Annotated in this window: 20 protein-coding genes and 1 pseudogene; 14 read left to right on the top strand and 7 right to left on the bottom strand. The window is 39.0% G+C overall.

Annotated features, from left to right (window positions below; all coding sequences use genetic code 11):
* The first annotated feature begins 149 nt into the window (after nt 1-149).
* A complete protein-coding gene (locus IEO70_RS05255) occupies nt 150-1,199 on the top strand; it encodes a YeeE/YedE family protein (RefSeq protein ID WP_206711505.1) in 1,050 nt (349 codons plus the stop codon).
* A gap of 17 nt (nt 1,200-1,216) precedes the next feature.
* Entirely contained in the window at nt 1,217-1,441 is a 225-nt protein-coding gene (locus IEO70_RS05250; protein WP_190997307.1) for a sulfurtransferase TusA family protein, read from the top strand.
* Between the two features lie 324 nt (nt 1,442-1,765).
* Here the strand turns inward: IEO70_RS05250 and IEO70_RS20330 are convergent, their stop codons facing one another.
* On the bottom strand, nt 1,766-1,975 hold the full coding sequence (locus IEO70_RS20330) for an AEC family transporter (RefSeq protein WP_328820872.1): 210 nt from the start codon (nt 1,973-1,975) through the stop codon (nt 1,766-1,768).
* A 14-nt stretch (nt 1,976-1,989) separates the two neighbouring features.
* Nucleotides 1,990-2,193, bottom strand: a complete 204-nt coding sequence (locus IEO70_RS20325; protein WP_328820871.1) for an AEC family transporter — start codon at nt 2,191-2,193, stop codon at nt 1,990-1,992.
* 630 nt (nt 2,194-2,823) lie between these two features.
* Between IEO70_RS20325 and IEO70_RS05240 the strand changes: the two genes are divergently transcribed.
* Together IEO70_RS05240 and IEO70_RS05235 are read left to right on the top strand one after the other, a co-directional pair.
* Nucleotides 2,824-3,807, top strand: coding sequence for a ring-cleaving dioxygenase (locus IEO70_RS05240; protein ID WP_190997306.1), 984 nt, complete (start codon nt 2,824-2,826; stop codon nt 3,805-3,807).
* 194 nt (nt 3,808-4,001) lie between these two features.
* Nucleotides 4,002-4,658, top strand: coding sequence for an NUDIX hydrolase (locus tag IEO70_RS05235; RefSeq protein ID WP_190997305.1), 657 nt, complete (start codon nt 4,002-4,004; stop codon nt 4,656-4,658).
* A 4-nt stretch (nt 4,659-4,662) separates the two neighbouring features.
* Here the strand turns inward: IEO70_RS05235 and IEO70_RS05230 are convergent, their stop codons facing one another.
* Nucleotides 4,663-5,493, bottom strand: coding sequence for an MBL fold metallo-hydrolase (locus IEO70_RS05230; RefSeq protein ID WP_190997304.1), 831 nt, complete (start codon nt 5,491-5,493; stop codon nt 4,663-4,665).
* A gap of 340 nt (nt 5,494-5,833) precedes the next feature.
* Between IEO70_RS05230 and IEO70_RS05225 the strand changes: the two are divergent.
* The 7 genes and pseudogenes from IEO70_RS05225 to IEO70_RS05195 all read left to right on the top strand — a co-directional run.
* Nucleotides 5,834-6,481: pseudogene (locus tag IEO70_RS05225) on the top strand (magnesium transporter CorA family protein); the annotation flags it as partial.
* A gap of 259 nt (nt 6,482-6,740) precedes the next feature.
* The gene (locus tag IEO70_RS05220; protein WP_190997303.1) at nt 6,741-8,063 is read left to right on the top strand and encodes an MATE family efflux transporter; all 1,323 of its coding nucleotides are present in this window, start codon (nt 6,741-6,743) and stop codon (nt 8,061-8,063) included.
* The gene (gshAB, locus tag IEO70_RS05215) at nt 8,053-10,347 is read left to right on the top strand and encodes a bifunctional glutamate--cysteine ligase GshA/glutathione synthetase GshB (RefSeq protein WP_190997302.1); all 2,295 of its coding nucleotides are present in this window, start codon (nt 8,053-8,055) and stop codon (nt 10,345-10,347) included. Before IEO70_RS05220 ends, gshAB begins: the two co-directional genes overlap by 11 nt.
* A gap of 197 nt (nt 10,348-10,544) precedes the next feature.
* Nucleotides 10,545-11,369, top strand: a complete 825-nt coding sequence (locus tag IEO70_RS05210; RefSeq protein ID WP_190997301.1) for an EcsC family protein — start codon at nt 10,545-10,547, stop codon at nt 11,367-11,369.
* 152 nt (nt 11,370-11,521) lie between these two features.
* Nucleotides 11,522-12,103 (top strand): beta-class carbonic anhydrase, encoded by a 582-nt coding sequence (locus IEO70_RS05205; RefSeq protein WP_190997300.1) that lies wholly within the window; start codon nt 11,522-11,524, stop codon nt 12,101-12,103.
* Nucleotides 12,104-12,388: 285 nt separating this feature from the next.
* Nucleotides 12,389-12,958: a TetR/AcrR family transcriptional regulator gene (locus IEO70_RS05200; RefSeq protein WP_190997299.1), complete on the top strand. Its 570-nt coding sequence runs from the start codon at nt 12,389-12,391 to the stop codon at nt 12,956-12,958.
* Between the two features lie 96 nt (nt 12,959-13,054).
* A complete protein-coding gene (locus IEO70_RS05195) occupies nt 13,055-16,174 on the top strand; it encodes an MMPL family transporter (RefSeq protein WP_190997298.1) in 3,120 nt (1,039 codons plus the stop codon).
* 457 nt (nt 16,175-16,631) lie between these two features.
* On the opposite strand, the gene IEO70_RS05190 is transcribed toward IEO70_RS05195, so the two are convergent.
* Nucleotides 16,632-18,188, bottom strand: coding sequence for a class I adenylate-forming enzyme family protein (locus IEO70_RS05190; protein WP_190997297.1), 1,557 nt, complete (start codon nt 18,186-18,188; stop codon nt 16,632-16,634).
* 173 nt (nt 18,189-18,361) lie between these two features.
* Between IEO70_RS05190 and IEO70_RS05185 the strand changes: the two genes are divergently transcribed.
* Entirely contained in the window at nt 18,362-19,561 is a 1,200-nt protein-coding gene (locus tag IEO70_RS05185; RefSeq protein WP_190997296.1) for an MFS transporter, read from the top strand.
* An 80-nt stretch (nt 19,562-19,641) separates the two neighbouring features.
* On the opposite strand, the gene IEO70_RS05180 is transcribed toward IEO70_RS05185, so the two are convergent.
* The gene (locus tag IEO70_RS05180; protein ID WP_190997295.1) at nt 19,642-20,553 is read right to left on the bottom strand and encodes a LysR family transcriptional regulator; all 912 of its coding nucleotides are present in this window, start codon (nt 20,551-20,553) and stop codon (nt 19,642-19,644) included.
* 244 nt (nt 20,554-20,797) lie between these two features.
* On the opposite strand from IEO70_RS05180, the gene IEO70_RS05175 reads away from it, so the two are divergent.
* Together IEO70_RS05175 and IEO70_RS05170 are read left to right on the top strand one after the other, a co-directional pair.
* Nucleotides 20,798-22,795, top strand: a complete 1,998-nt coding sequence (locus IEO70_RS05175; protein ID WP_190997294.1) for an NAD(P)/FAD-dependent oxidoreductase — start codon at nt 20,798-20,800, stop codon at nt 22,793-22,795.
* 126 nt (nt 22,796-22,921) lie between these two features.
* The gene (locus IEO70_RS05170; RefSeq protein ID WP_190997343.1) at nt 22,922-24,094 is read left to right on the top strand and encodes a DHH family phosphoesterase; all 1,173 of its coding nucleotides are present in this window, start codon (nt 22,922-22,924) and stop codon (nt 24,092-24,094) included.
* Nucleotides 24,095-24,360: 266 nt separating this feature from the next.
* Here IEO70_RS05170 and IEO70_RS05165 read toward each other — a convergent pair whose 3' ends face one another.
* Together IEO70_RS05165 and IEO70_RS05160 are read right to left on the bottom strand one after the other, a co-directional pair.
* A complete protein-coding gene (locus tag IEO70_RS05165) occupies nt 24,361-24,744 on the bottom strand; it encodes a transposase (protein WP_190997293.1) in 384 nt (127 codons plus the stop codon).
* 238 nt (nt 24,745-24,982) lie between these two features.
* Nucleotides 24,983-25,684 (bottom strand): coiled-coil domain-containing protein, encoded by a 702-nt coding sequence (locus IEO70_RS05160; protein WP_190997292.1) that lies wholly within the window; start codon nt 25,682-25,684, stop codon nt 24,983-24,985.
* Nucleotides 25,685-25,739 lie beyond the last annotated feature (55 nt).

The raw sequence follows: 25,739 nt of genomic DNA, 5'->3' as shown, positions 1-25,739 counted from the left end.
CTACTGAAGCGGAAACCAACATGCTCAATTATATTGAAAATTAAATATTGGTTATTTTAATAAAATACTTGCAATTTAGAAATATAATCATTATTATAAATCTTATTGACTTACTTGGTTTAACGAAGGGGAGAAGAGAAGTGCTTCAAATGATGATTACAGGATTAATTTGCGGGGCATTATTGGGATTCGTTTTGCAACGAGGACGTTTCTGCTTGACCGGCGGGTTCCGTGATATGTATTTAACAAAAGATAATCGTATGTTTTATGCGTTATTAATAGCAATTGCTGTTCAAAGCATTGGCGCATACGGATTAATCAGCGCAGGTGTATTTGAATTTAATGCAGGTACATTGCCATTGGCATCTATTATTATCGGCTCATTCATTTTTGGTATTGGCATCATTCTAGCCGGCGGATGTGCAACAGGCACTTGGTATCGAGCGGGTGAAGGTTTAATCGGCAGCTGGATGGCTTTAGCCGGTTATGTGCTGATGAGTGTCATGATGCGAAACGGTGTGTTTGCTCCATTTACACAAGAAGTGAAATCGCATCAGCTTTCGGACAATTCGATTGCTTCAACACTTGGGGTCGATGTTTGGGTGTTAATTGCTATTTTACTGGCGGTTGTTGCTTGGGTCGTATATAAAGAAGTGACGAAACCAAAAGTATTTATTCCACAATTGAAGCCGAAGCGTACAGGATTGGCGCACGTTTTGTTTGAAAAACGTTGGCATCCATTCGTGACGGCTGTACTGGTCGGCTTGATAGCAGTTCTTGCTTGGCCGTTAAGCGTTGCGTCCGGTCGTATTTTCGGACTGGGTATTACCGTTCCGTCCGGAGATATCTTATTGTATTTAACGACTGGCGATGACACATTCCTGAACTGGGGAGTATTTTTAGTATTAGGTATTTTCCTAGGTTCATTTATTGCAGCGAAGGCAAGCAACGAGTTCCGTTTCAGAATGCCGGATGTCAAAACGGGAATCCGCAGCTTTACAGGCGGTCTTTTAATGGGATGCGGTGCTGTATTAGCGGGAGGCTGTTCGATTGGAAATGCATTGGTCATGACTGGAATGATGACGTGGCAAGGATGGATTTCGCTAGTATTTATGCTTTTAGGTACTTGGACAGCTACTTATTTTGTATTTGTCCGCGGTCGTAAAAAAGCAAGCAAAAGCACATTAAAATCAGCATAAAAAAGGGGTATATAATTATGAAACAAGTTTTAGAAGTAATGGGTATGGTTTGTCCGTTTCCGTTAGTAGAAGCGAAGGAAGCAATGGAAAAATTAAATTCTAACGATGAATTGGAAATCCAGTTTGATTGTACACAAGCAACAGATACAATCCCGCGTTGGGCGGCAGAAGCAGGTCACACAATCTCCAATTTCGAGCAAATTGGGGAAGCCGCTTGGACTATTACAATTATTAAAAAATAATAGAATAGTATAAATGAAATAGGCGATTCTCATGCAAGAAATATTGCATAGAATCGTCTTTTTAAAATTAGAGAGTTAAAAATATACACTTTTAAAATACAAAGTATTATAATATGATTTATAGGAAATTTTTACATACGGAGGATTAGGAATGCCGAACTGGTTAAATAACACACTCTATGTCATTGTCATGATTGTCAGCATGGGCTGTGTTACACAAGGATGGGAATGGAAATCAAATAAGAAAACTGAAGATGCAGCATGAGTTAAAAAAAGAATCGTTCTGAACAGATGAAAACGTTTGTTCTGAACGATTTTTTTATTTTATAGGCCTAATCCAAATAATACTATTGGGATTGTGACGATACTCAATATTGTTGTGACCAGTGTCGTGAAGGAAACAAGATCCGGCTCTGTTCCGAATTGTATCGCTAACATTGTTGTGTTGGCGGCTGCCAGCATTGCCGCTTGAATAATCAATACATTTTTCAGCAATGAACTGATCGGCAAAAATGATACGATAATAATTGCCAATACCGGCGAAACAATCATCCGGATGAAAGTGACAGATGATACGTAGCGATAGCGACTTCCTTTCGTGTAATATCAGCCAGTTGCATACCGAGGACGAGCATAACTGTCGGAATCGACGCATTAGTGATCAAAGAGATTGCTTCCATGAAAGTAACCGGTATATTAACGGAAAGGAGCTGCAAAACAATCCCTAACATTGCACCATGGATGACAGGCATACGGATTACCCGCCCAAAGGAGTCTTTCTATGATGCCGGTTCTTTTCCTCCTAATGAAGCGAAAAATAAACCGATTGTATTCATTAGAAATGAATGGACTACCATCACAATAACAGCATAATCAAAGCCGATTGAACCTAGAGCAAATAAAACAATCGCCCTCCGTAATTGCCGCTGTTCATGAAAGCGCCGCTAAGCATCATTGCTGATAACTGCTGTTTAGTCGCTTTTGTGCAAATGGCAGTGATTCAGACAATGACCATTAGTGCTAAACATAGAATGAGACAGAACAAAATGATATATAAATATTCGTCTGTCAATTCATTCGTATAAAAGGTCCGAAAAGCTAAGAAAGGCGACATTATGTATATAGTTATACTTGAGATTGAACGTATGTTAAAGCCAATCATTTTCTGTCCGACAAATCCGGCAAAGAATATTAAAAAAACCGGTAGTACAATCATTAATAAGTCCAAAGTTTTCATTCCCAACTATTACGTTATAAATCTATGACAATAGTATCAAAATTGCGAATCAATTGACATCGAAATTTGTGCGTGTTATATTTACTTCGAAGTCGAGATATTTTAATTAGTAATAATTTATTTTATGAATAAAGGGGACATATTTATGAACCACTTAAAAGGCATCCATCATGTTACAGCTATTACAAGCAGTGCAGAAAAGAACTATGAATTTTTCACATACGTGTTAGGGATGCGCCTTGTCAAAAAGACAGTCAATCAAGATGACATTCAGACATACCATTTATTTTTTGCGGATGATAAAGGAAATGCAGGGACAGATATGACGTTTTTTGATTTTCCGAACATACCAAAAGGGGTTCACGGCACAAATGAAATTGCTAAGACATCTTTCCGTGTGCCGAAAGATAAAGCATTGGAATATTGGATAAAACGCTTCAACCGTCTGAAAGTTGAACATACAGGCATACAAGAACAATTCGGCAAGAAGACACTCTCATTTGTCGATTTTGATGATCAAAAATATCAATTGATTTCTGACGAGAATAATACAGGGGTAGCTTCTGGCACGCCTTGGCAAAAAGGGCCGATTCCATTGGAGTATGCGATTACCGGCTTAGGGCCAATCTTCATTCGTATAGCAGATTTTAATTACTTCAAACAAGTGTTGGAACGTGTTCTCGAATTTAAGGAAATTGATACTGACGGTGACTTTCATTTGTTCGAAGGTGTAGCAGGAGGTAATGGGGCGCAAATTATTGTTGAGCAAAATACAACTCTTCCGCAGGCAAGACAAGGTTTCGGAACCGTACATCATGTTGCATTCCGTGTCGAGGACAGGGCGGTACTGGATGAATGGACAGAACGTTTGGAGCGCTTCGGTTTTCAAACGTCCGGTTATGTAAACCGACATTTCTTTGAATCGTTATACGCTCGTGTTGCGCCGCAAATATTATTTGAATTTGCGACAGACGGTCCTGGATTTATGGGGGATGAGCCTTATGAGACTGTAGGTGAGAAGCTTTCGTTGCCGCCTTTTTTGGAGCCGCAACGTGAACAAATTGAAAAGCTTGTGCGTCCTATTAATACGGTAAGAAGTACAATTGAATTTAAAAAAGAATATGAATAAATAAATGCGCCGGACAAACTTCTGTTCGGTGCTTTCTTTGTCAAATTAGTGAAATATTACGCAACTTACTAATATATACAAAATCTATTACCTATAAAAAAGGAAAAAGGCCCTCTCATCCGGAATTTTTATTATATGAATGATAATTCAGCGAGATTCATATATTGAAACAATAAGCAAAAGGAGGAGTGCAGATGGCGGCAATTCCAAAACCGGCATCAACAGTTGTATTATTGGACAGAGATAATCGGGTGTACATGACCAAAAGACCTCATACGATGAAATTCTTAGGAGGATACTTTGTCTTTCCAGGCGGCGGAGTAGAGAGGGAAGATGAGCATGCCGATGAACAATTTATAAAAATTGAAGGAGAAAGAGTTGAACTTCCTCTTTCTTATTATGTTGCGGCAGCACGCGAGTTGTTTGAAGAAATAGGTATTTTATTGTGCGAAAAAAACGATCAAACGGAACCGTTACCGAATTATGAGAAGACCATGGTTTATCGAAAACAGTTATTAGACGGGGATCTTTCATTTTGTCAGCTATTAAAGAAGGAAAAAATGCATTTATGTACAAAAAAGTTGAATTATTTCGGTAATTTAATCACACCGGAGCGAAGCCCAATCCGGTTTAATACGAGATTTTTTCTTGCCTATTTGCCTGATGGTCAACAGCCGATGCCTGACACTTATGAAATTGAAGAAGGACTATGGGTTACACCAGAAGAGGCACTTTCAGCGTATAGAGAAAATCGTATGCCAATGGTGCTGCCGACTATCACAACATTAAATGTCATTCAAGATTATTTGCACGGCAATCCGCTGAAAATGCCCGAAATTATATTAGAGTAAATGGTTATGCAATAAAATACATTTCTTCGTTTTGGGAAACAAGCTCTTCTTTTATTAATTTTATGAGGTGTGCTTCAACTGTTTTTTTCGCTACGATAAATATAGACGGATGAATATTATTTTCATAAATGATCTTCGTTAGCTGCTCGCTATTCAAGCTTTTATATTCCGACAGTATGGAAAGAATTTGTTTTTCTCTGAATAATCGCCGTTCCAGCACATAATCAATTTGCTGATACGGATTTTCCACCCAATCTCCATGTCCGGGTCCGATTCTTCTCAGTTTTAAACTTCGCAGTCGCTTTAATGTCTCGAAATAAGCGCCCATATCCCCGTCAGGAGGTCCAATCCACGGTGTTCCGCTTCCTAAAATATTGTCGCCGGCAATTAAAACTTGTTTTGAAGACAAATAAAAATTTAATTGTCCGGCAGTATGGCCGGGGGCATGAATGACTTCAATCTCAGTCGAATCAATTGATAGCATGTCATGATCCTTTAATGTCAAAAGGCTGCTGATAGAAGGAATCAATTTTTCGATATTTGTTCTTTCTTCCAGATGACAATAAATGTCGGCCTTCCAATCTGTCAACTGCAGTAAGCCGGGCGCGTGGTCCGGGTGATAATGAGTCAGCAAAATCTTCTCAGGTACTGCTAACCTGTGCATCTTGCGAGCAGCTTCGATAGATTCCTTCGTTTCAGGCTGATTATATCCTGCATCGACTAAAATCGACTGTCTGCTGTTACCGATTAAATAGCAATTCGTTGTATCGTGAGGCCATAGCGTCGGGGAAGGGACAGGAACTCGGATAATACTAATGTCAGTCGTCTGCGACATGTCAAACATCCTCTCTTTTTCTGGAAATGAAATATTACATAATACTTATTCACTTGCTTACCGCAATAATCCTTCTTTCATAAAGCCTGCCTAATTAGGTGAATATAAATATTTAAATAGTTAAAAATCTGTAAAAGCATTGAAGAAAGGAAATTTAAGGTTTATCATTGATTGTGAAGTTCGTTACAAAGGAGTTGATTTACTTGAGTATATTTAGCAGCAGTGACCCGGATCCCGAAGAGATAAAGGAGGAAGTAAGTATTATCTTTTGTATGGGTTTGGGGAATGTTATCAGTAATTTCAACCCATTAGGAAGCGTGATTATTTCCTCTATATAAATGAGGAGGCTTTCATTACAGTTTCTCTAAAGGAGACATCAATATTAGAGGACTTTAAAAATAATAAAGTAAAAGGATTTTTCACATATAAGAAAACCCGATTTGCTCTTCAAATCCTATTTGTGATTTCCACTTATTACTTACGCTACTTAAAGCAAATTAACCGCAAGACAAATGAAGTAGAGCGGGAACTGCACCAATCAATGAAAAACCAGGAATTATACGCCTTTCTTGCTTTAGAAAAAAGTTTAGTTTATTTCATGACGTCATTGAAGGCGAACAAAGTCGTTTTAAATAAAATGCTTCGTCTTAATTTGCTTAAAATGTACGAAGAAGACAAAGATTTGCTCGAAGATGTCATCATCGAAAATCAGCAGGCGATCGAAATGGCAGAAACGTACAGCAGTATTTTGAGCGGAATGATGGATGCGTTCGCTTCAGTAATCTCTAACAACTTGAATATCGTCATGAAGTTTTTGACATCATTTACAATCATACTATCGCTGCCGACAATGGTCGCAAGTATTTACGGCATGAACGTCGGTTTGCCGTTCCAGGATAAGCCGTATGCCTTTTTGCTAATTATTTCGATTGCCGTACTATTATCAACAATTACAACTATTATCTTTTGGAAGAAAAAATTCTTTTAAATATGACAAATTCATACAAATTTCACATCCATAACAATTTTATAGTTATGGATGTTTTTATGTTATTATAATTCCAAACAAACTATGTTCCAAATACTCAATAGAATTAAAAACCATAATAGTCACCAAGAAGTTAACAGCTTCGGTTGAATTAAGCAAGAACAATCTATACTAAACCTATACAGGCATCAATAATAATGATAAAATCCAATATATAAGCAAATGATTATATATCAAGTTTGAAAAAGGATACTTATTTATGAAAAAAATCGATTTAACCACAGGCAGAGAAATTACGGTTATTTCTTCTCTTGCTCTGCCGCTGGTCGGGACGTCTTTATTGCAGTTTTTATATAGCTTTATAGATATGCTTTTCGTCGGCGGATTAGGTTCAGGAGCAATCGCTGCGGTCGGATCAGCCAGTTTCTTCGTGAACCTCGGCTATAGCATACAAGCGATGATTGTTGTCGGGGGAGGAATTAAACTTGCTCATGCGATGGGAAGCAGAAACGAAAAGCTGCAATCAGCATATATCGGAAGCAGCTTACTGCTAAATACAATCATCGGGTTAATCACAATATTTGTCCTTTTCGCTTTCGGCAATCATATACTGGGATTTCTTGATTTGAATAATGCAGAAGTGCAGAGACAGGCCTATGAATATTTATCTGTATCCGGCATTATGCTGTTCTTTTCCTATTACAATTTGTTTTTCATCCGTATGTTCAGCAGTTTCGGCAATAATAAGCAAAGCTTTTATATTAGCGCATTAGGGATCTTTTTAAACATTGTGCTTGATCCACTCTTTATTTACTATTTCAAATTCGGGGTCATGGGTGCGGCTATTGCCAGTCTTATCGCTCAGATTACCATGTTTTGTTTATTCGTTTATATAAGCAGAAAGTTGTTATTCAATAAAAAGTTAGCGCCGGTAAGTTACAAACACTGTTTGGATATTTTACGTCTTGGTTTGCCGATGACTACCCAAAGAGTGCTGTTTACTGTCATAAATATACTATTGGCAAAAATGATTGCTTCGTATGGGACTGAAGCGATTGCAGCGCAAAAAATTGGTCTCCAAATTGAATCAGTTACATTTATTGTCATGGGCGCGCTGAATGGGGCAGTTGGAAGTTTTATCGGACAAAACTTTGGCGCTGGTCATATTAAAAGAATTAAGAATGGGTACAGTGTAAGTATGATGATGGCAATCGGATATGCGCTACTCATTAGTATTATTTTTATCTTATTCTCGGAACAGTTGCCGCGCCTGTTTATAGATGATCAAAAGACAATTGAGATAACAGCTTCTTATTTAATTATTATTGGAATATCACAAATATTTATGGCAATGGAGATGATCAGCAACGGTGTGTTTTCAGGAATGGGATTGCCAAAAATACCGTCTATCATTTCTATTATTTTTACGGCAATCAGAATACCGTTAGCATATGCGCTCATTCCGGTTCTAGGTTTAGATGGAATTTGGTGGAGCATTGCGATTTCATCAATGATAAAAGGTATCGTTGCTATTATAATTTTTCAAATTATTTTCAGAAGGAGATATAACCATGAACAATAATTTCTTTTCCGATTTTACAGCCAAACAGTGGTTAGATGCGGAATTCGGGATTGAAAGGGAAGGGCTGCGAGTTGATTATGAAGGCAATCTTTCAATGAAATCTCATCCGAGTGTATTCGGCGATAAAAAAGCAAACCCATATATAACTACTGACTTCTCAGAAAGTCAGCTTGAACTTATTACACCGGTTTTCTCTAAGGCAGCCGATGCAATTGCATTTCTCGATTCCCTTTATAACATTGCGATCTTAGAAATGGAAGATGAACTGATTTGGCCTCAGTCAATGCCGGCAATATCTCCTCCTGATGATGAAATCCCGCTTGCAGTATTTTCCGGCCAAGAATATGACAGGACATACCGTGAGTATTTAAGTGCCAAATACGGCGGCAAGAAACAATTAATCTCCGGCATTCACATTAATTTTTCTTTTGGGACTCATCTTCTTGAAAAACTGTATCGTCGTTCAAATAGTAACCAGTCCTTTCAAAATTTTAAAAATGAACTATATTTAAAAATGACACGAAACAGTTTGCGATACAATTGGCTGAATATTTATTTGCTCGGGGCAGCGAATATCATACATAAAACATTTGAAGAAAATTGTGTAGATTCGCTCGAGGAAATTTCCAAGGAGGGGTACTCAAACAAAGAGGCCGTTTCATTCAGAAACAGTAATTGCGGCTATCGAAATAAGCCAATGATTTTGCCTGACTATTCTTCTATTGCAAACTACATTTCATCGATTAATTCGTACATAGAAAAAGGCGAGTTAAAAGATATAAGGGAATTGTACGCCGGTATTCGTTTGAAAAGCGGAGGAGCTTATACAACGGATAACCTACTGAAAAACGGCATCCAATATATTGAACTTCGGACGATTGACTGCAATCCTTTTGCGAAAGCCGGCATGAAGGAGGAAGATTTGCAGTTCATTCATATGTTTTTGCTTTATTGTTTAATGAAGAAGGAAAGTACATATGAAAATTGGCAAACGGAATCTGAGTGGAATGATAAAACGGTAGCGGTGGAAGGGCAAAGGCCCGACACGCTTTTACAAAGAAATGGACAAAACATTTCCTTGCAGGATTGGGGCATGGAAATCCTTAAAGAAATGTTGGACTTAAACGAACAATTGCAGCTTCCGTTCGGATCGATTTTAAAAGATAAAATTGAAGTTATGAAAGATCATGAACAAACATACTCATTTCGTATTTCCGAGCTTTGTCAGCAATCAGATTATATCGAAGCCCATCTGGAATTGGCAAAGCAGTATAAGGAGGAAGCTTTCAATGAAAGGTTCCGCTTAAAGCCATATACAGATATGGAGCTATCGACACAAATTTTATTGAAAGAAAGCATTAAAAGAGGGATTGCCTTTGAGATTTTGGACAGACAGGACAACTTCATTCAGCTGACTAAGAACGGCCGGACAGAATATATAAAGCAAGCGACAAAAACGAGCAAAGACAACTATGTAAGTGTTCTGGCAATGGAAAATAAAACGGTTACAAAAAAGATCTTGCAGCATCACCGGATAAATGTACCGAACGGCGAAGAAGTAACCGGATGGGAGCAGGCGAAGGAAGCAATCGTTCGTTGGGTGAATAAGCCTATCGTCATTAAACCGAAATCAACAAACTTCGGATTAGGTATTTCGATTTTCCCGGACGGTGCTTCTAAAGAAGATTTAATTAAAGCAGTTGAAATCGCTTTTGCCGAAGATACTTTCATTTTGATCGAGGAATATATACGGGGTAAAGAATACCGCTTTTTAGTGATGAACGGTAAAACGGTCGCAGTTTTGCACCGTGTGCCGGCTAATGTTTCAGGCGATGGTCGCTCGACGATCGCTGAGTTAATCGCGAATAAAAATGAAGACCCGCTTCGTGGAAAAGGCTATAAAACCCCATTGGAGAAAATTGAAATTGATGAGAATTTGAAGCTTTTTCTTCAGCAAGAAAACAAAACAGTTAATACAGTATTGCCTGAAGGCGCCATTCAGCACTTACGGGAAAACTCCAATGTCTCAACCGGCGGTGATAGCATCGACGTAACCGATTTGGCTTCAAACTTCCATAAAGATATAGCTGTACAAGCAGCGCAAGCAATTGGAGCCAACATATGCGGCGTCGATATGATGATAGAACAATTCGGGCAAGAGACTTCTCCATATTGCATCATTGAATTGAATTTCAATCCGGCTATTCACATCCATTCTTATCCGTATAAAGGCAAGGAACGAAACATCGGTTATGAGATATTGAAAGTCTTGGGATTTGATTAAAAAGAAAGCGGCATTCGTTTATGAATGCTGCTTTCTACGTTTTAGTCCACTAGTTGAAGCGTTTTTTTAGGCCAAAAAGTAAGTACACAATATAAACGGCTGCATACCGTTGCTAATCAAACAAAATGTATAATAACGAAACCTTTGATACAATATTCCGTATATTAAGGAAACGAATAAAAGAAATGGGATGAAAAATGGAGAATAAGGAATCGTTGCAGGAGCATCTGCAAATTATTGAGGCTTGGGAAAAAGATCAAAAAGGGCTATGGTTTTGGGAAAAGCTTGGCCGTTTGCCGTTTAAATTTTTAGATAAAATGACGCCAAAATTCATTCAAAATAAAATGGGTGTTTTAGTCAATGAGTTAGGAAGCTATATACAAACAGGCGGGCAATATTTAATTAATGAACAGACCGTTCTGAAAAATATAAAAACAAAAACTCCGGAAAGTACAATTGAAACTATTGCAGATGTCGGGGATATTCCTTTGCAAACTATGGTTGAGATGGGGGAAGATTTGCTTCAAAATCGTGTGAAGCTGGCTACAGTACAAGGGGCTTCAACCGGAATCGGTGGTATTTTTACGTTAGCAATTGATATTCCTATTTTGCTCGGCTTGGCTTTGAAGACATTACAGGAAATTGCCATCATACACGGTTATGATCCGCAGGACAAGCAGGAACGTGTCTTTATAGTTAAGTGTCTCCAGTTTGCCTCAGCTGATATCGTCGGGAAAGAGGCAATTCTTAAAGAACTATCAACAATGCATGAAGGAAGCAGAGATTCTGAAAATATGATTTCTCAGCTGCAAGGTTGGAAAGAGGTTGTTTTAACGTACCGCGACCAGTTTGGTTGGAAAAAGCTGTTTCAAATGGTGCCGATTGCAGGAATCATCTTTGGTGCCTTTGCCAATAGAGGTATGATCAATGATATTGCTGAAACAGGCAATATGCTGTACCGGAAACGAAGAATTATGGGAAAAATGAATGAAATTGAATCGTTAAAGGATAACCCACTTTAAAAATTTTAAAAACAGGTGTGAAATGTATCATTTCGTACTTGTTTTTTATTATAAATGATTCCCGGATTCAAAGCAGATTCCTTGTAATAGAGAATAGCGTAGGATATAATCGCACTAATCTTATAGGAATTATGTATAAAGGGGAATCGATTATGAGTGATTTATTGAAAGAAGTGTTAGCTGCAAATGAAAGCTATGCAAATGAATTTGGAGAAAAGGGTCGATTAGCATTACCGCCGCAACGCCGTTTTGCGATTTTAACTTGTATGGATGCCCGTCTTGACCCTGCAAAATTTGCAGGATTAAGCGAGGGAGATGCACACGTTATCCGTAATGCAGGGGGCCGTGCGAGTGATGATGCAATCCGTTCACTTGTCATCTCGTATAAATTGTTAGGCACGAAAGAATGGTTTGTCATTCATCATACAGATTGCGGAATGGAATTGTTCACGAATGAAATTATGGGAGATTTGCTTGCGAACAGCTTAGAAACAGCGCAATTTGACGGACAATGGAAAGATGTCGGCAAGGGTCCAGGTTCTGTTGAAGGGAAATATGTGAACTTCCTGACTATCAGCAATTTAGAACAAAGTGTTATTGATGATGTCGAAAGAATTCGCAATCACTCGTTAGTACCGGGCAATATTCCGATTTACGGATATATTTATGATGTGAAAAGCGGTCGTCTAATTGAAGTTACAAAGGCAACAGAAATCGGTAAAGCGAACGTATAGTTTAAAAACGAAAGACTTAGCGAAGTCACCGACTATTGCTGAGTCTTTCTTGATAGATAAGTCTATAATTTTGGACAAAGATGGCTGTCTAACCTTACACATGTCTCCTTTTTGATTTGCAACATAATTAAGACAGCAATCATCTGAAATTCTGCAAACTTGAGTATGCGCCTCACCAAAATGGATTGGTGCTGTTTTTTATAATTTTTAAAATACTTTGACAATAATGTGTCGAATATTTAGAATGAGAATGAATATTCTTTCGCGAATTGGAGGTGCGCAAAGATGGCTGGCAATAAGCGGGAAGATATATTGAATTCTGCTTTACATCTATTTTCAGAGAGAGGTTATGACGGAACGACTGTACCAATGATAGCCGATCAGGCAAAGGTTGGCACGGGCACTATTTATCGATATTTTGATAATAAGGAGTATCTGGTAAACTGTTTATTTCAGGAATGTGTGCAGAAGTTTTCTGATGCAGTGATTACATATGAATTTTCCTCTCAAAATGATATAAAGCAGCAATTTAATGTATTCTTTTTCAAAATGGTAGAGTATGCAAAGAATAATCCGCAAGCGTTACAGTTTATCGAGTCACATTGGAGAGGGCATTATTTAGATAACAAAAGCGAGGAAATGTTTGAGCAGTTTTTAAATTTCTTTCGTTCATTTGCCGAAAACGGGAAAAGAGCCGGGATACTCAGACCGTTGCCGGAAGATGCCTTTATTGCCATTGTGTATGGTGCCTTTACACATCTATTCAAGCTGGTTCGCATAGGAATGTTAAGGGATGACCAACATTTATATGAAGAAGTGGCGGACTGCTGCTGGAATGCTATTAGAATTCTTTAATTCTATAGTGGACCAAAATCGGAATGAATATTCATTCTATTATAATTATTTTTCGGAATGAACGTTCATTCCATAAAACAGCAAAGGGGAGATAGGATGAAAAGAGTGATGAATTGGCGAATCGCATCATTTGTCATTTGGCTGATCATTTCAGCAGTTATGATTATAGCGATGCCGAATTTAGACCAATTGGTAAGAGAAAAGGGACAAATTTCGATCCCCGATACGGAACAAAGCGAAATGGCAAAAGATTTGCTGCATAAGATGGATGGGGAGGACAGCAAATCATATTCAATTATCGCGGTTTTCAATAGCGGAAACGATAAAAAATTGACAGATGAACAATTAGTTCTAATAGAAAATAAGATTGATCAATTAAAAGATCAACAGTCAGGACTGGGCATTAAAAGCATCCTTACGCATCTTGATAACGAAGAGCTGAAAGGCCAGCTTGTTTCCGAGGATGGAACGACTATTTTAACGCAAATTGAAGTTGATTCCTCACAAGGGGAAATAACTGAAGTGGCAGAGGAGCTCTATTCCTATGTTGAAATTAGCGATATAGATAGCTATTTAACAGGAACGGATCTCGTTATTGAAGATTTTGTGCAATCAACTCAGGACGGAATTAAGAAAACAGAAATAATCGCTATTGTATTTATATTGGTTGTCTTGATCTTAGTGTTCCGTTCACCTGTTGTGCCGTTAGTATCTTTGCTGCTTGTCGGCATCTCCTACATTGTTTCAATGGGAATTGTTACGCAGTTGGTTGATCATTTCAACTATCCGTTTTCGAATTTCACGCAAGTATTTTTAGTCGTCATATTATTCGGAATCGGGACAGACTATAATATTTTATTATTTACTCGTTTTAAAGAAGAGCTCGGGAAAAGTGACAATATATTAGATGCGATAAAAATAACATATAAAACAGCAGGGAAAACAGTTCTATACAGTGGACTCGCTGTATTTATCGGTTTTATGGCGTTAATATTGGCAGATTTCCAATTATATCGTTCAAGTTCGGCCGTTGCGGTCGGCGTCGCTGTATTAATCGCGGTATTGATGACAGTCAATCCATTTTTTATGGCTTTGTTGGGCAAAAAACTATTTTGGCCGAGCAAAAAGTTTGAAGGTCATGCAAATAATAAAACGTGGGCATTGCTTTCAAAAGTATCTGTATTCAGACCGTTTTTAGCAATAATTTTCGTTGTGATTATAAGCATTCCGTTTATTTATAAATATAGTAATGTCTTAAGCTATGATGACTTAATAGAAGTGAATGACGGTTATGCGTCAAAGCAAGGCGTCAACGTAATTGGCGAACACTTCTCTTCAGGTTTCTCTGCACCTTTGACATTCGTTTTAAAAGCGGAAGATGCACTTGACAATGAAAAATCATTGCAGGTGATTGACCAATTAACAGAAACCATTGCTGAACATGAAGGGGTTGCGAAAGTTTTCTCAGCGACAAGACCGGCAAATGACAAAATCGATGACTTATATGTCAGAAGCCAATCTGATACGTTGAACAGCGGATTAGGTGAGGCGAAAGATGGGGTCAATCAAATTAACGATGGGTTAACGGATGCGGAACAACAGCTAAATCAGCAAGATGAGGACGGTGTGGAAAGCGTCCAAACATTGATTGATGGAACCGCAGAAGTGAAGAGCGGTGTCGATACATTAGCAAACGCTCTTGATCAGCTGGCAGTAGGGCTTGTTTCCGGAGTAAGCGGAGCCGAAGAGATTGAAAACGGGTTAGCAGCGGTGAATAGCAATATGACCGAGTTAACAAGCGCAATGAGCCAATTGCAGCAAGGGTATGTGGAGCTTGAAAAAGGGATGAGCTCATTCAGCAGTTTCTTTAAGAATGTTTCACAAGCAATTGATGGTGCCTCTCAAGCTTTTTCTGCTATTGAATCAGCACTGGCAAATGCGATAAAGACTAGCCCTGAATTAGGCAATAACAAGGATATCCAAACATCTATAGCAGTTGCCAAAACAGGTAAGCAACAAATGAACGTGCTTTCTCAGAAGCTTATTGAGCTGACTCCTCAATATGAATCAGCAATTATTTCATTTCAAAAAGCGAACAGCGCTTTTGATCAAGCAAACAATGGTTTGTCGCAACTGCAAACGGGCGTGAGCCAATTGCAAGCCGGTTCAACTGAATTAGCTGATGGACTGCAGGAAGCGGCTGCCGGATCAACGCAAATAGCTGATAAAACACCTGCTCTTTCTAATGGTTTAACAGCTATTAATGACGGACAAAAGCAGCTTTATTCAGGATTGACAGAGCTATCAGCAAAAATGAAGGAACTGCAGTCCGGTTTATCAGAGACAACGGACGGATTGACTGAAATCAGCGATGGCTTGACTAATGCGCAAAGTTATCTGTCGGGATTAAGTGAATCTAAATCAGCAGAACAACTGCATATACCGGAAGATGTGCTGACCGGAGAAGATTTCCAAAAGGCATTGGATATGTACATGTCAGAAGATCGCACAATTACTTCTATGCGTATCATTTTGGACGTCAATCCGTATTCAAAAGAAGCAATGGCCGTTGTGAAAGATTTAAAAGAAGATATTGCTTCAGCAATGGATGTCAATTATTTGAATGGAGCACAATATGCGCTCGGAGGGGAAACATCGCAAAACATTGATCTTGAAGAGCTTGCCAGCGGTGATTTTATCCGTACAGCGACAATCATGCTGATCGGTATCGGCATTGTGCTTATCTTCATCACACGATCGCTGCTAAAATCATTATTTATCATCGGTTCACTTGTGTTAGCTTATTATACATCAGTAGGTATGAGCGAATGGTTCAGCACTAGTGTATTAGGTGTAAATGAACTGGGCTGGAATGTTCCGTTCTTTAGCTTCATCATGATTATTGCGCTCGGAGTAGATTATAGCATTTTCTTGATGATGCGCTATAACGAGTTGGAAGGGAATTCTACTAAAGCGATTGTCGAAGCAGCGGGCAATATTGGCGGAGTTGTCATTTCGGCTGCTATCATTTTAGGAGGTACTTTTGCAGCATTAATTCCATCAGGAGTTCTTACGCTGATTGAAATTGCCATTACGGTGATTATCGGTTTGTTGCTGTTAAGTTTCGTCATGCTGCCGATTTTGCTTCCGGCATTGCTGGGTGTAGTTGACCGAATTAAACGTTTCAGCCAAACGCAAAAAAAGAAGCAAGATTAAAGAGAGTAAGCGGCCGCGCAATATATAGTTGCGCGGCCGTCTTTGTTTCTTTTTACTGGTGCCGGTTTTTCTAAGAGATAAGAAGCATATATTTCTGGACATGGATAGCTGTCTAACCTTATACCTGACATGCTCGGGCCTAAGCTGCCTCCCTCAAGAAACCAAAGGCGGGTTTCTTGTGTGGAGCTCTCACGATGAGAGTCACTGCGACGAAGATATGCGGACGTAGTGTTCTTAGTCGCTGTTCCTTCTTAGTCCTTGTCTAGCTGCAGCGGCCAGCCCATCGAGGTCATAAGCCAAATCACTCCGGAAATTTTACAATTTCCTACGTGATTCGTCTTATGCAGGTCGGGGCTGATTGGGCCGCTTCCGCATCTCGGTTCTCGCTTGTCTTCTTTTTCATTGAAGTAGTAGCAAGTAGTGAACTCATTAATGAAGGACCGGTACCGGTTTTTCTTTATTTTGTCAGATTAGCATTCTCATATAAATCGCGCAGTTTGCGTTTCAATATTTTTCCGACACTTGTGCGCGGCAATTCATCTAAGAAAAACACATGTTTCGGTGTTTTGTATTTTGCGAATCTTTGCTGGGTATAGGCAATAAGCTCAGCTTCTGTGACAGCAGCTCCCGGCTTTTTTATAACGCAGGCGATAATTTCTTCGCCCATTTTCTCATCAGGCACACCGATGACAGCTGCTTCAGAAACATCTTCGTGCGCGGCAATTACTTCTTCCAAATCACGAGGATACACATTAAAGCCGCCACGGATAATGAGATCTTTCTTCCGGTCTACGATGTAAAGATAGCCGTCTTCGTCCATTTTCACAAGATCGCCGGTATATAGCCAGCCGTCTTTGATAGCTTTTTTCGTTTCTTCTTCTAAGCCGTAGTATCCCGGCGTAATATTGTCACCTTTTACAATTAATTCACCTACTTCTCCACGATCAACATCATTGCCGTTGTTATCTATGACCCGTACTTCTATTCCAGGAATCGGAATGCCGACAGAGCCATATTTAATCGAGATGCCGTCACGATGTGAAGATACTACAGGGGCAGCTTCGGAAAGACCGTAACCTTCACGGATCTCAGCGTTGAATTTCTTTTTGAATGCCTGTATTAAGGCGACTTGAAGAGAGGCTGAACCGCTGATGACAGATTCAAGACTGGATAAATCGTATTGGTCGCTTTGTGGCGCGTGTACCATCGCATGAATCATAGCCGGAACTAAGCCGATGCTTTTAACCTTATATTTTTCAATGCATCGGAATAATTGATCGAGATCAAAAGTAGGGAAAACAACAACGGAATTCCCTAACAGAAAGTTTGTATTCATCGTTGTGAATCCGTATATGTGGGCAAGCGGCAAAACACCGATTGTTGTATTTGGCTCATGATCACCGTTTTCAATTGTCATTTCATAGGCAGTTCGCGCACTGGAATATAGATTTTTATGGGTAAGCATCACACCTTTTGGTCTGCCTGTCGTACCTGATGTATAAAGGATAACCGCAACATCTGATTCCGAAGCATCTATAAGCTCTTCTTTGTTTTCGTCACATTCTTCTATTGCTTTATGCAGTTCAATAATATCAATATTTTCAGAGTCATTTTTGTTTTGGATTTCATCTGCAACGATAAAGGTCGGTTTATATGGAAGGTTTTTAGCAGCTTCTACTAATTTAGGCAGCACGAGGGATGAAGTAATAATTGCTTTAGCTTTGCAATCATTAAGAATGAAGTGGATCTCAGAGGGGTGCAATAGGAACATGACAGGTACAACAATATTTTTGGCTCTTAAAATACCTTGGTAGGAGAAAATCACCTCAGGACAGTTCGGAAGACTGACAACGACGCGCTCTCCGTCACAAATTCCGAGACTTCTCAGCAAAACAGATATCTTTTTTGAATAAACGATGGTGTCTTCATTTGTGTAGGCAATGTCATTGAAGTAGAGAAAAGGGTATTCTCCATATTGCTCCAGCGAAAAATCTAATAGATTCGTTAAAAGCATAATTTACCTCCCTTAATAATAGTGTACCTAGCTAGAAAGTGTAGCAGATTATTTTTATTTTTGGAAGCGTTTTCAACATTTGTCGAATGATTGATGAAGGGATAAAAATTTGCTTAGAGAATATATTTCTTAATACGAAATAATCTTGATTTACGAAACGGGGAGAAACTGAAATGAACCGGAAGGCATTTATCATATTGGCTTTTGTTATGTTTTTGACTATGACCGGCTACGGCATAGTGTTTCCGAGTTTGCCGTACGTTGCAGAACGACTTGGTTTATCGGCCTTTGAAATGGGAAGCCTGGTAACAGGATGGGCTGTTGCACAGCTTGTTGCAACCCCGATTTGGGGTCGCTTCATTGATCGTTTTGGCCGAAAAAAAGTATTGTTTATCGGTTTGGCAGGATTTGCTGTTGCCTTCCTGGCCGTTATATTTGTTAAATCATACATACAGTTGCTGCTTGCACGTGTTATTGGGGCCGTTCTTTCTTCCGGTTCAATTCCGGCTGCTTTAACGATTGTCGCGGATTCAACCAATGATGAACAAAGGGGTATTTCTATGGCAAAGATGGGAGCAGTTAATAGCCTTGGATTTTTATGCGGTCCTGCGATTGGCGGTATTTTTTCACCGTTTGGTATGAACGCGCCGTTTATCGTTGCAGGCTGCTTATCGTTAATTTCTTTGCCGTTCGTTTTTATTTTCATTAAAGAGCCGGAGAAACAGCAAGTGAAGAAATCTGAAGAAAATGTCAGCTTCCTTGGTTCATTATCATATGTAACAAAGACCGGTTATCGCGAACTTTATATGCTGACGCTCGGGAAAGCATTGGCGGCATCCAGTTTATTTGCGATTCTTGGCTATTTTATGATCGAGAAGTTTGCCGCTGATCCTTGGCAAGTCAGTTTATGCTTCAGTTTGTTTGCCGGCGGTTCCGCATTTGTGCAATTCTTCTTATTAAATTACTTGTACGAATGGAATTCAGATTATTGGATTATAAAATGGGGCTTTATATTATGTACAGCCGGCTACTTATGTATCGCATTTTCAGGTTATATATGGCTTATTGCCGCAGGTTCCGTTGCTGTAGGTGTCGGCATGGCGTTTGTCCGGCCGACTGTGATGGCATTATTGTCGAAACAAGAGCAAATAGGAAGAGGAATCACGATGGGGCTTGATCAAACGATGGACAGTTTAGGAAGGGTACTTGGCCCGTTATTTGGCGGATTTATCTTTTCGATACATATTATTTTGCCGTTTATTGGCTCGGCGTTAATTTGCATTGTTATGCTAATTGGACTCTTCATTATACGTGGAAATAATCAAGGAATGTGGAATGCTTCAAATAAGGAAAAGGTGTATAAGGAAGCGTAGGTTTATTTTAATGCTGTCGCTCTGAAGGATCTTTCGGTCGCAGCAGAGCGAACAGTTAAAACCAATATGCCCGGACTGATTTAAAGCAAATACTTAGAATGTGCTTGGTTCTCAGCGGCAAATGTAATGACAAAATCGCGAAAATTACAGACAGCAGGTGCTAAATAGTGATTTTTAAGACTGGCAAGATAAATGCTTCGCTTGTAAGCAGGCTCTTCAATAGATAATATTTTCACATCATATTGATCGAGAGCAGCTATTCGCGGCATAACCGCTATTCCATAATTGACCGATACAAGTCCGGCGATAGCACTGTCTTCCTCGACTTCGCATACAATTTTCGGTTTGATATTCGCTTCGGCAAATAAACTGTTTATGGTCGGTCGAATACCGCTTTCGCGATTAAAGAAAACTATCGGGTATGGGGCAGTCTCCTTTAAATGAATACTGTCTTTATCCGCTAACGGATGGTCTTTCGGTACAATAACAACAAGCTCTTGTTCAGCGATCGGAATAAAATCGATATCTGGCTCATTTTCCACATAGGAGCAGAAAGCCAAGTCGTACTTTTCATCTTTTAGTCCTTGAATAATATTTTTTGTTACACCTTGGCTGAAAGAGAAGCTGATGTTTTTATTGGCCTCAATTTTAGAAAAGTCCTGAATGACTTTCGGAATGAAGCGAGCACCAAGCGTATATATAAATGCTAAGTCTATCACGCCATGAGTCGGGCTTGATAACTTCTGCATCTTTTTTTCGCCTTTTTCCAGCACATCCAAGGCAGTTTCTACATATTCAAGAAAAGAACGTCCGTATTTTGTCAGTCTGACATTTCTCCCTTGTTTCTCAAATAAATAAACGCCCAGTTCTTTTTCAAGCTCTGAAATCGCATGACTTAAGCTAGGCTGCGTAATTGAAAGATCAGCAGCTGCTTGAGTATAATGTTCTACTTTAGCCAGAGAGCGGAAATAGTAAAGTTGTCTTAAATTCATCAATTTCTATCCTTTCTATAGAAAAAACCTATCAATAATACGGCAAAAACCAATTAGATTATTTATATATCATCGCCGTATAATTTTATGTAGTGATACAACAAACATATACATAACGTAAATGAGATTAATATTGTAACGAAATGTGAAAACAATCACAATAGGTATTTTTACGTTATAGATGGTTGCAAGGAAATAGTGAATAGAATTCTACTTTTAGAATTAATAGAAAGGAAAAATATAAATGACTTATCAACATATTTTTGAACCTTTACAAGTAAAAATGATGACACTTAAAAACCGTATTGTTATGCCTCCTATGGGTACTAACTTTGGAGGACAGCACGGTGAATTCAATGAAGATCACATCAGCTACTATGAACAAAGAGCAAAAGGCGGCACTGGTCTAATTATCGTTGAGAATGCCAACGTTGACTTTCCATTAGGATCTAACGGTACAACACAAATCCGTATCGACCATGATAAATATATCCCAGGTCTATATAACTTAACAGAAACATTACACAAATATGGTACTTGCGTATCAATCCAAATTAACCATGCCGGTGCATCAGCAGTACCTGACCGCATCGAAGGCCTTCAACCGGTTTCAGCTTCTAACATTCCTTCTAAAACTGGCGGAGCAACTCCAAGACCATTGTCTAAGGAAGAAATTTTAGAAATCGTTGAGAAGTACGGTAAAGCTGCTAAACGCGCACAAGCTGCTGGTTTTGACGCTGTTGAAATTCATGCGGGTCACTCGTATTTAATTTGCCAATTCTTATCCCCATTATACAACGATCGTACAGACGAGTTTGGCGGAAGCTATGAAAACCGTGCTCGTTTTGCTCGTATGGTCATCGATCGTGTTCGTGCTGAAGTAGGACCATTCTTCCCGATTATGCTTCGTTTCAGCGCTGATGACTTATTAGCTGGAGGTAACACTTTAGAAGATACTCTACAAATACTTGAATACTTGAACGATGAAGTAGATATTTTCAACGTATCTGCAGCTGTAAATGACTCAGTTCATTACCAAATCGACCAAATGAACCTTCCAGATGGCTGGCGTTCATACATGGCGAAAGCTGTTAAAGAGAAATTCGGCAAAGTGACAATGACAACAGGTAATATCCGTAATCCGCAAGTAGCAGATCAAATCATTGCTGATGGACATGCAGATCTAATTGGTATGGGTCGCGGTCTGATTGCTGATCCAAACTGGGTAAATAAAGTTCAATCTGCAAACGAAGAAATGATCCGTAAATGTATTTCATGTAACATCGGTTGTGCCGGACACCGAATCGGTTTAAACCGTCCGATCCGATGCACAATCAACCCGAACCTTTATGTGGAAGATGCGCATAAAGAAAGCCGTGTTGCAGAAACAACAAACGTTGTTGTAATCGGTGGTGGTACGGCAGGTCTTGAGGCAGCATGTACTGCAGCTGAAGTAGGATGCACAACATACTTATTTGAGCAAAAGCCATACTTAGGCGGTCTTGCTCGTGAAATCGCAACATTACCGGCGAAAAACCGTATTGCCGATTTCCCTAACTATTTAGTCCGTCGTGCGGAAAGCTTGAAAAACCTGATTACATTCACTAACACAAGAGCAGATATCGAAACTATCGAGAAATTTAAGCCAGATGTTGTTGTCAATGCGACAGGTTCTCAACCATTATTACCGCCAATCAAAGGTTTATTAGAGCGTATCGATAAAGAAAACGAAAATATTTTCTCAATCATGGGCTTATTAGGTAACCTTGATGAGTTTAACAACACAGATGTTGAAGGCAAAAACATTGCTGTAATCGGTGGTGGAGCAGTAGGTCTTGACGTTGTTGAATATTTCTCTGAAAGAGGAGCAAATGTAACAATCGTAGAAAGACTTCCAATGCTTGGACGTGACTTAGACCACATCACTCGCATCTCAATGATGAGCATGATCAAAGAAAAAAACGTAACAGTTCACACAAACACTTCATTAATGGAAGTAGCTTCTGATCACTTTAAATTACAATATGAAGGCGAAGACATGAACCTTGAATTCGATTATGGATTCGTATGTCTTGGTATGAAACCGGTAAACGAAAATGTTCAATTGCTTCAGAAACATTTCGCTAAACAAGGCATTGAATTCGTAAACATCGGTGACAGCCAACGCGCTCGTAAAATCATGGACGGTGTTCGTGAAGGAAGAAACATTACAGATACATTGAAAAAAATTGGTGTAATGTAATTTCAATAGATCTACAAATGGCTATCCCTTTTCTAAGGGATAGCTTTTTTGCATTTAAAGTCAGAGGAGGCTGCCGGCAATAATTTTCACGATTCAGAACCATACTACGGTCATGAGGTGGAATATATGTATCAATTATTGAGCCATAATGACTTAGATGGAGTAGGATGCGGCATTTTAGCGAGACTTGCTTTTCGTGAGAAAGTGAATGTGCGCTACAATTCCATTGCGTCGCTGAATAAAGAAATAGAGCAATTTTTGGATGAGGACAGAAAAGGAATATGTTTGTTAATTACAGATTTATCTCCCAACGAAGAGAATGAAGAGAAATTAAACGAGTTTTATCAAGTAAATGGTCGTGTACAACTGATTGATCACCATAAAACTGCACTGCATCTTAATGAATATGAGTGGGGTTCTGTCGTTGTAGAAGATGAGGAGGGGCGTCTGGCATCGGCAACATCTTTGTTTTACGATTACTTAATTTCAAAAGGCTTTTTGGAGAAAATGGACGCTGTCACAGAATTTGTAGAACTTGTCAGACAATATGACACATGGGAATGGGAGCAGAATGAAAATCATCAAGCGCATCGACTCAATACACTTTTCTTTTTAGTGTCCATTGAGGAATTCGAAGATAAAATGCTTGAACGTTTGCAGACAGCAGAGCATTTTGATTTCGACGATCTCGAGAAGCAGCTGTTAAAAGTAGAAGAAAATAAGATTGACCGTTATATTCGCAGAAAAAAAAGAGAGCTTGTTCAGAAAGAGACGGACGGAAAATTAGCCGGTGTTGTTTATGCGGAATCCTATCATTCGGAGTTAGGGAATGAACTAGGCAAGGCTTTTCCGCATCTAGACTTTATTGTAATGCTCAATATAGGATCTAAAAGAATTGCCCTCCGCACGATTCATGATCATATCGATGTCTCTGAAATTGCGGATTATTATGGCGGCGGAGGACATCAGAAGGCGTCTGGCTGCTCTTTATCTAATGAAGCGTATAAGCGATTTGTAGAGGATACTTTCCACCTCGAGCCAATACGGGAAGATGCGAAGTGGAATCGCTATAACGTAAAAGAATCCTCGTTCGGTTCGTTATATAAAAATTCGCAGGGAGAAGTATTTTTTTTATACCCGAATGACCAGTTGTGGGAAATCGAAAAAAATAAAAAGAAGCTGGAGCAAAGCTTCAACAGCTTTCAAGAAGGAGAATTGTTTTTAAAAAGGAATGAAGGAGCATGGCTGCTAAGAGATGAGCAGTTCGTTGCTTATCTAATGGATGAGGTGAAACGATAAAACGGTTATTTGTGGGTATTTTACTGTTTCAAAAAAAGAAGAGCGGTGAACCCGCTCTTATATTTCGTTTCTAAAGAATATATATAAGGTACTTAACCAGGAAGGCCCGGTAACGGCTTTTTCTGTGAAAATAAAAAACTAAACGAAGCAAGTAGCGAAGAAAAGTAAGGAGAAAACAAGGCGATCGTCAAAAAATGCCCAATCTTAAGAGAGGTATGCTTGTTTGTTTTAAAAAAAACATACCCTAATCAATATGTTTTAAAAGGTTAAGCTATTATACCTGGTTCCTGATAGAGTTGATGGTTTGTAAACAATTTATAAATGATTCTAACGAGCTTGTGTGCAATCGCTGTGATTGCTTTTTTTCTTCCTCTTCGCGCTGATAAAGACCAAAAGGTAGCTGCCATCTGCGTTTTTCTCGATCGTGAAATGCTCCAAGCGACTTGGCAGAGGGCAGCCTGTATGTGCGGATTGCCTTTAATTTTTTGTTTCCTTTTTTTACCTACAGTTTCATTGTTACCCGGTGAAACGCCGGCCCAAGAAGCTAAATGTTTAGAAGAAGGAAATTGTGTCATATCGGTTCCGATTTCAGCAATAATGGAAGCTGCGGATTGGATTTGAATACTAGGTACACTCAGAAGAATATCCACTTCTCCCCTTTTTTGACTCTTTGATTTTTAAGGATGATCACGGACAGAAAAATGCTTTTTGTTCAAGCTCTACACAAGCAAATTCCATACAGTTTCTTATCCAGGGATAAAACTACCATTAAAACCGTCGTATATGTTACACACCATAGCATTACCATTATGGGTAGCTTGGTGGAAAACAAAACCCCGGGAATATATTTTCATCCCCGGGGTGTGAGTGTAAAATCATGAATGTTTCTTATTGAATGATCCCGTCAAAAATAGATTCATCTAATGTTTCGTCAAGGTTGTTTTTAAAATCATCTACAGCCTTATTCGCTTTTTCGATTTCATCGTTCGCTTTTTGGATTTCGCTGTTAGCTTCATCCATTTGGCTGTTTGCTTTTTCTACTTCTCCTTCAAGACGTTGGATTTCCCAGCCTCGTTCTACAGAAGTTTTAGTCGTTTGTTCGTAAATATCATATAAAACATCATAATCTGCCTGAAGGTTTTCTAAGTTAGCTTGAGCAGAAGAAAGTGCCTCGCTTGCTTCTGCTGTTTCAGCTTGAGCAGTTTCTAACTCTTTACTGAGACGATCTAGATTTGCGTTTACTTCATTTAATCTATTTTGAAGCTCTTCTTTTTCAGCTTCTGTTGCTTCAGAAGATTGGAGCAGTGCTTGATAAGCAGCATCTAAGTTATCATAGTTCTTTTGCAAGTTTGCTAATTCATTCTCTAAATTTGTATTGGTAATTCCTGCAGCTTCAAGGTTAGCTTTCATTTGTTCTATTTCTTGTTTTTGGGCTTTGTACAATTGAACAACTTGCTCCGCTTTAGCAACATAGGATTTAATTTCGTTATCAGCTGTATTAAGTGTGTCTTCTCCGTTAAAGGTTAATGCTGACAATACAATACCTCCGCCTAATACAATTCCTGCTCCGACTTTTAATAAAGAGTTCATTGAATTTCACCTTTCTATTAAATTATTTTTGTTGACCTGTCTTCTCAGTACCAGG

Origin of the sequence: Peribacillus faecalis (assembly GCF_014712675.1) — a bacterium.
GTDB classification, from domain to species: domain Bacteria; phylum Bacillota; class Bacilli; order Bacillales; family DSM-1321; genus Bacillus_AD; species Bacillus_AD faecalis.
Note: the sequence above shows the minus strand (reverse complement) of the source record. Positions and strands in the feature narration are given on the sequence as shown.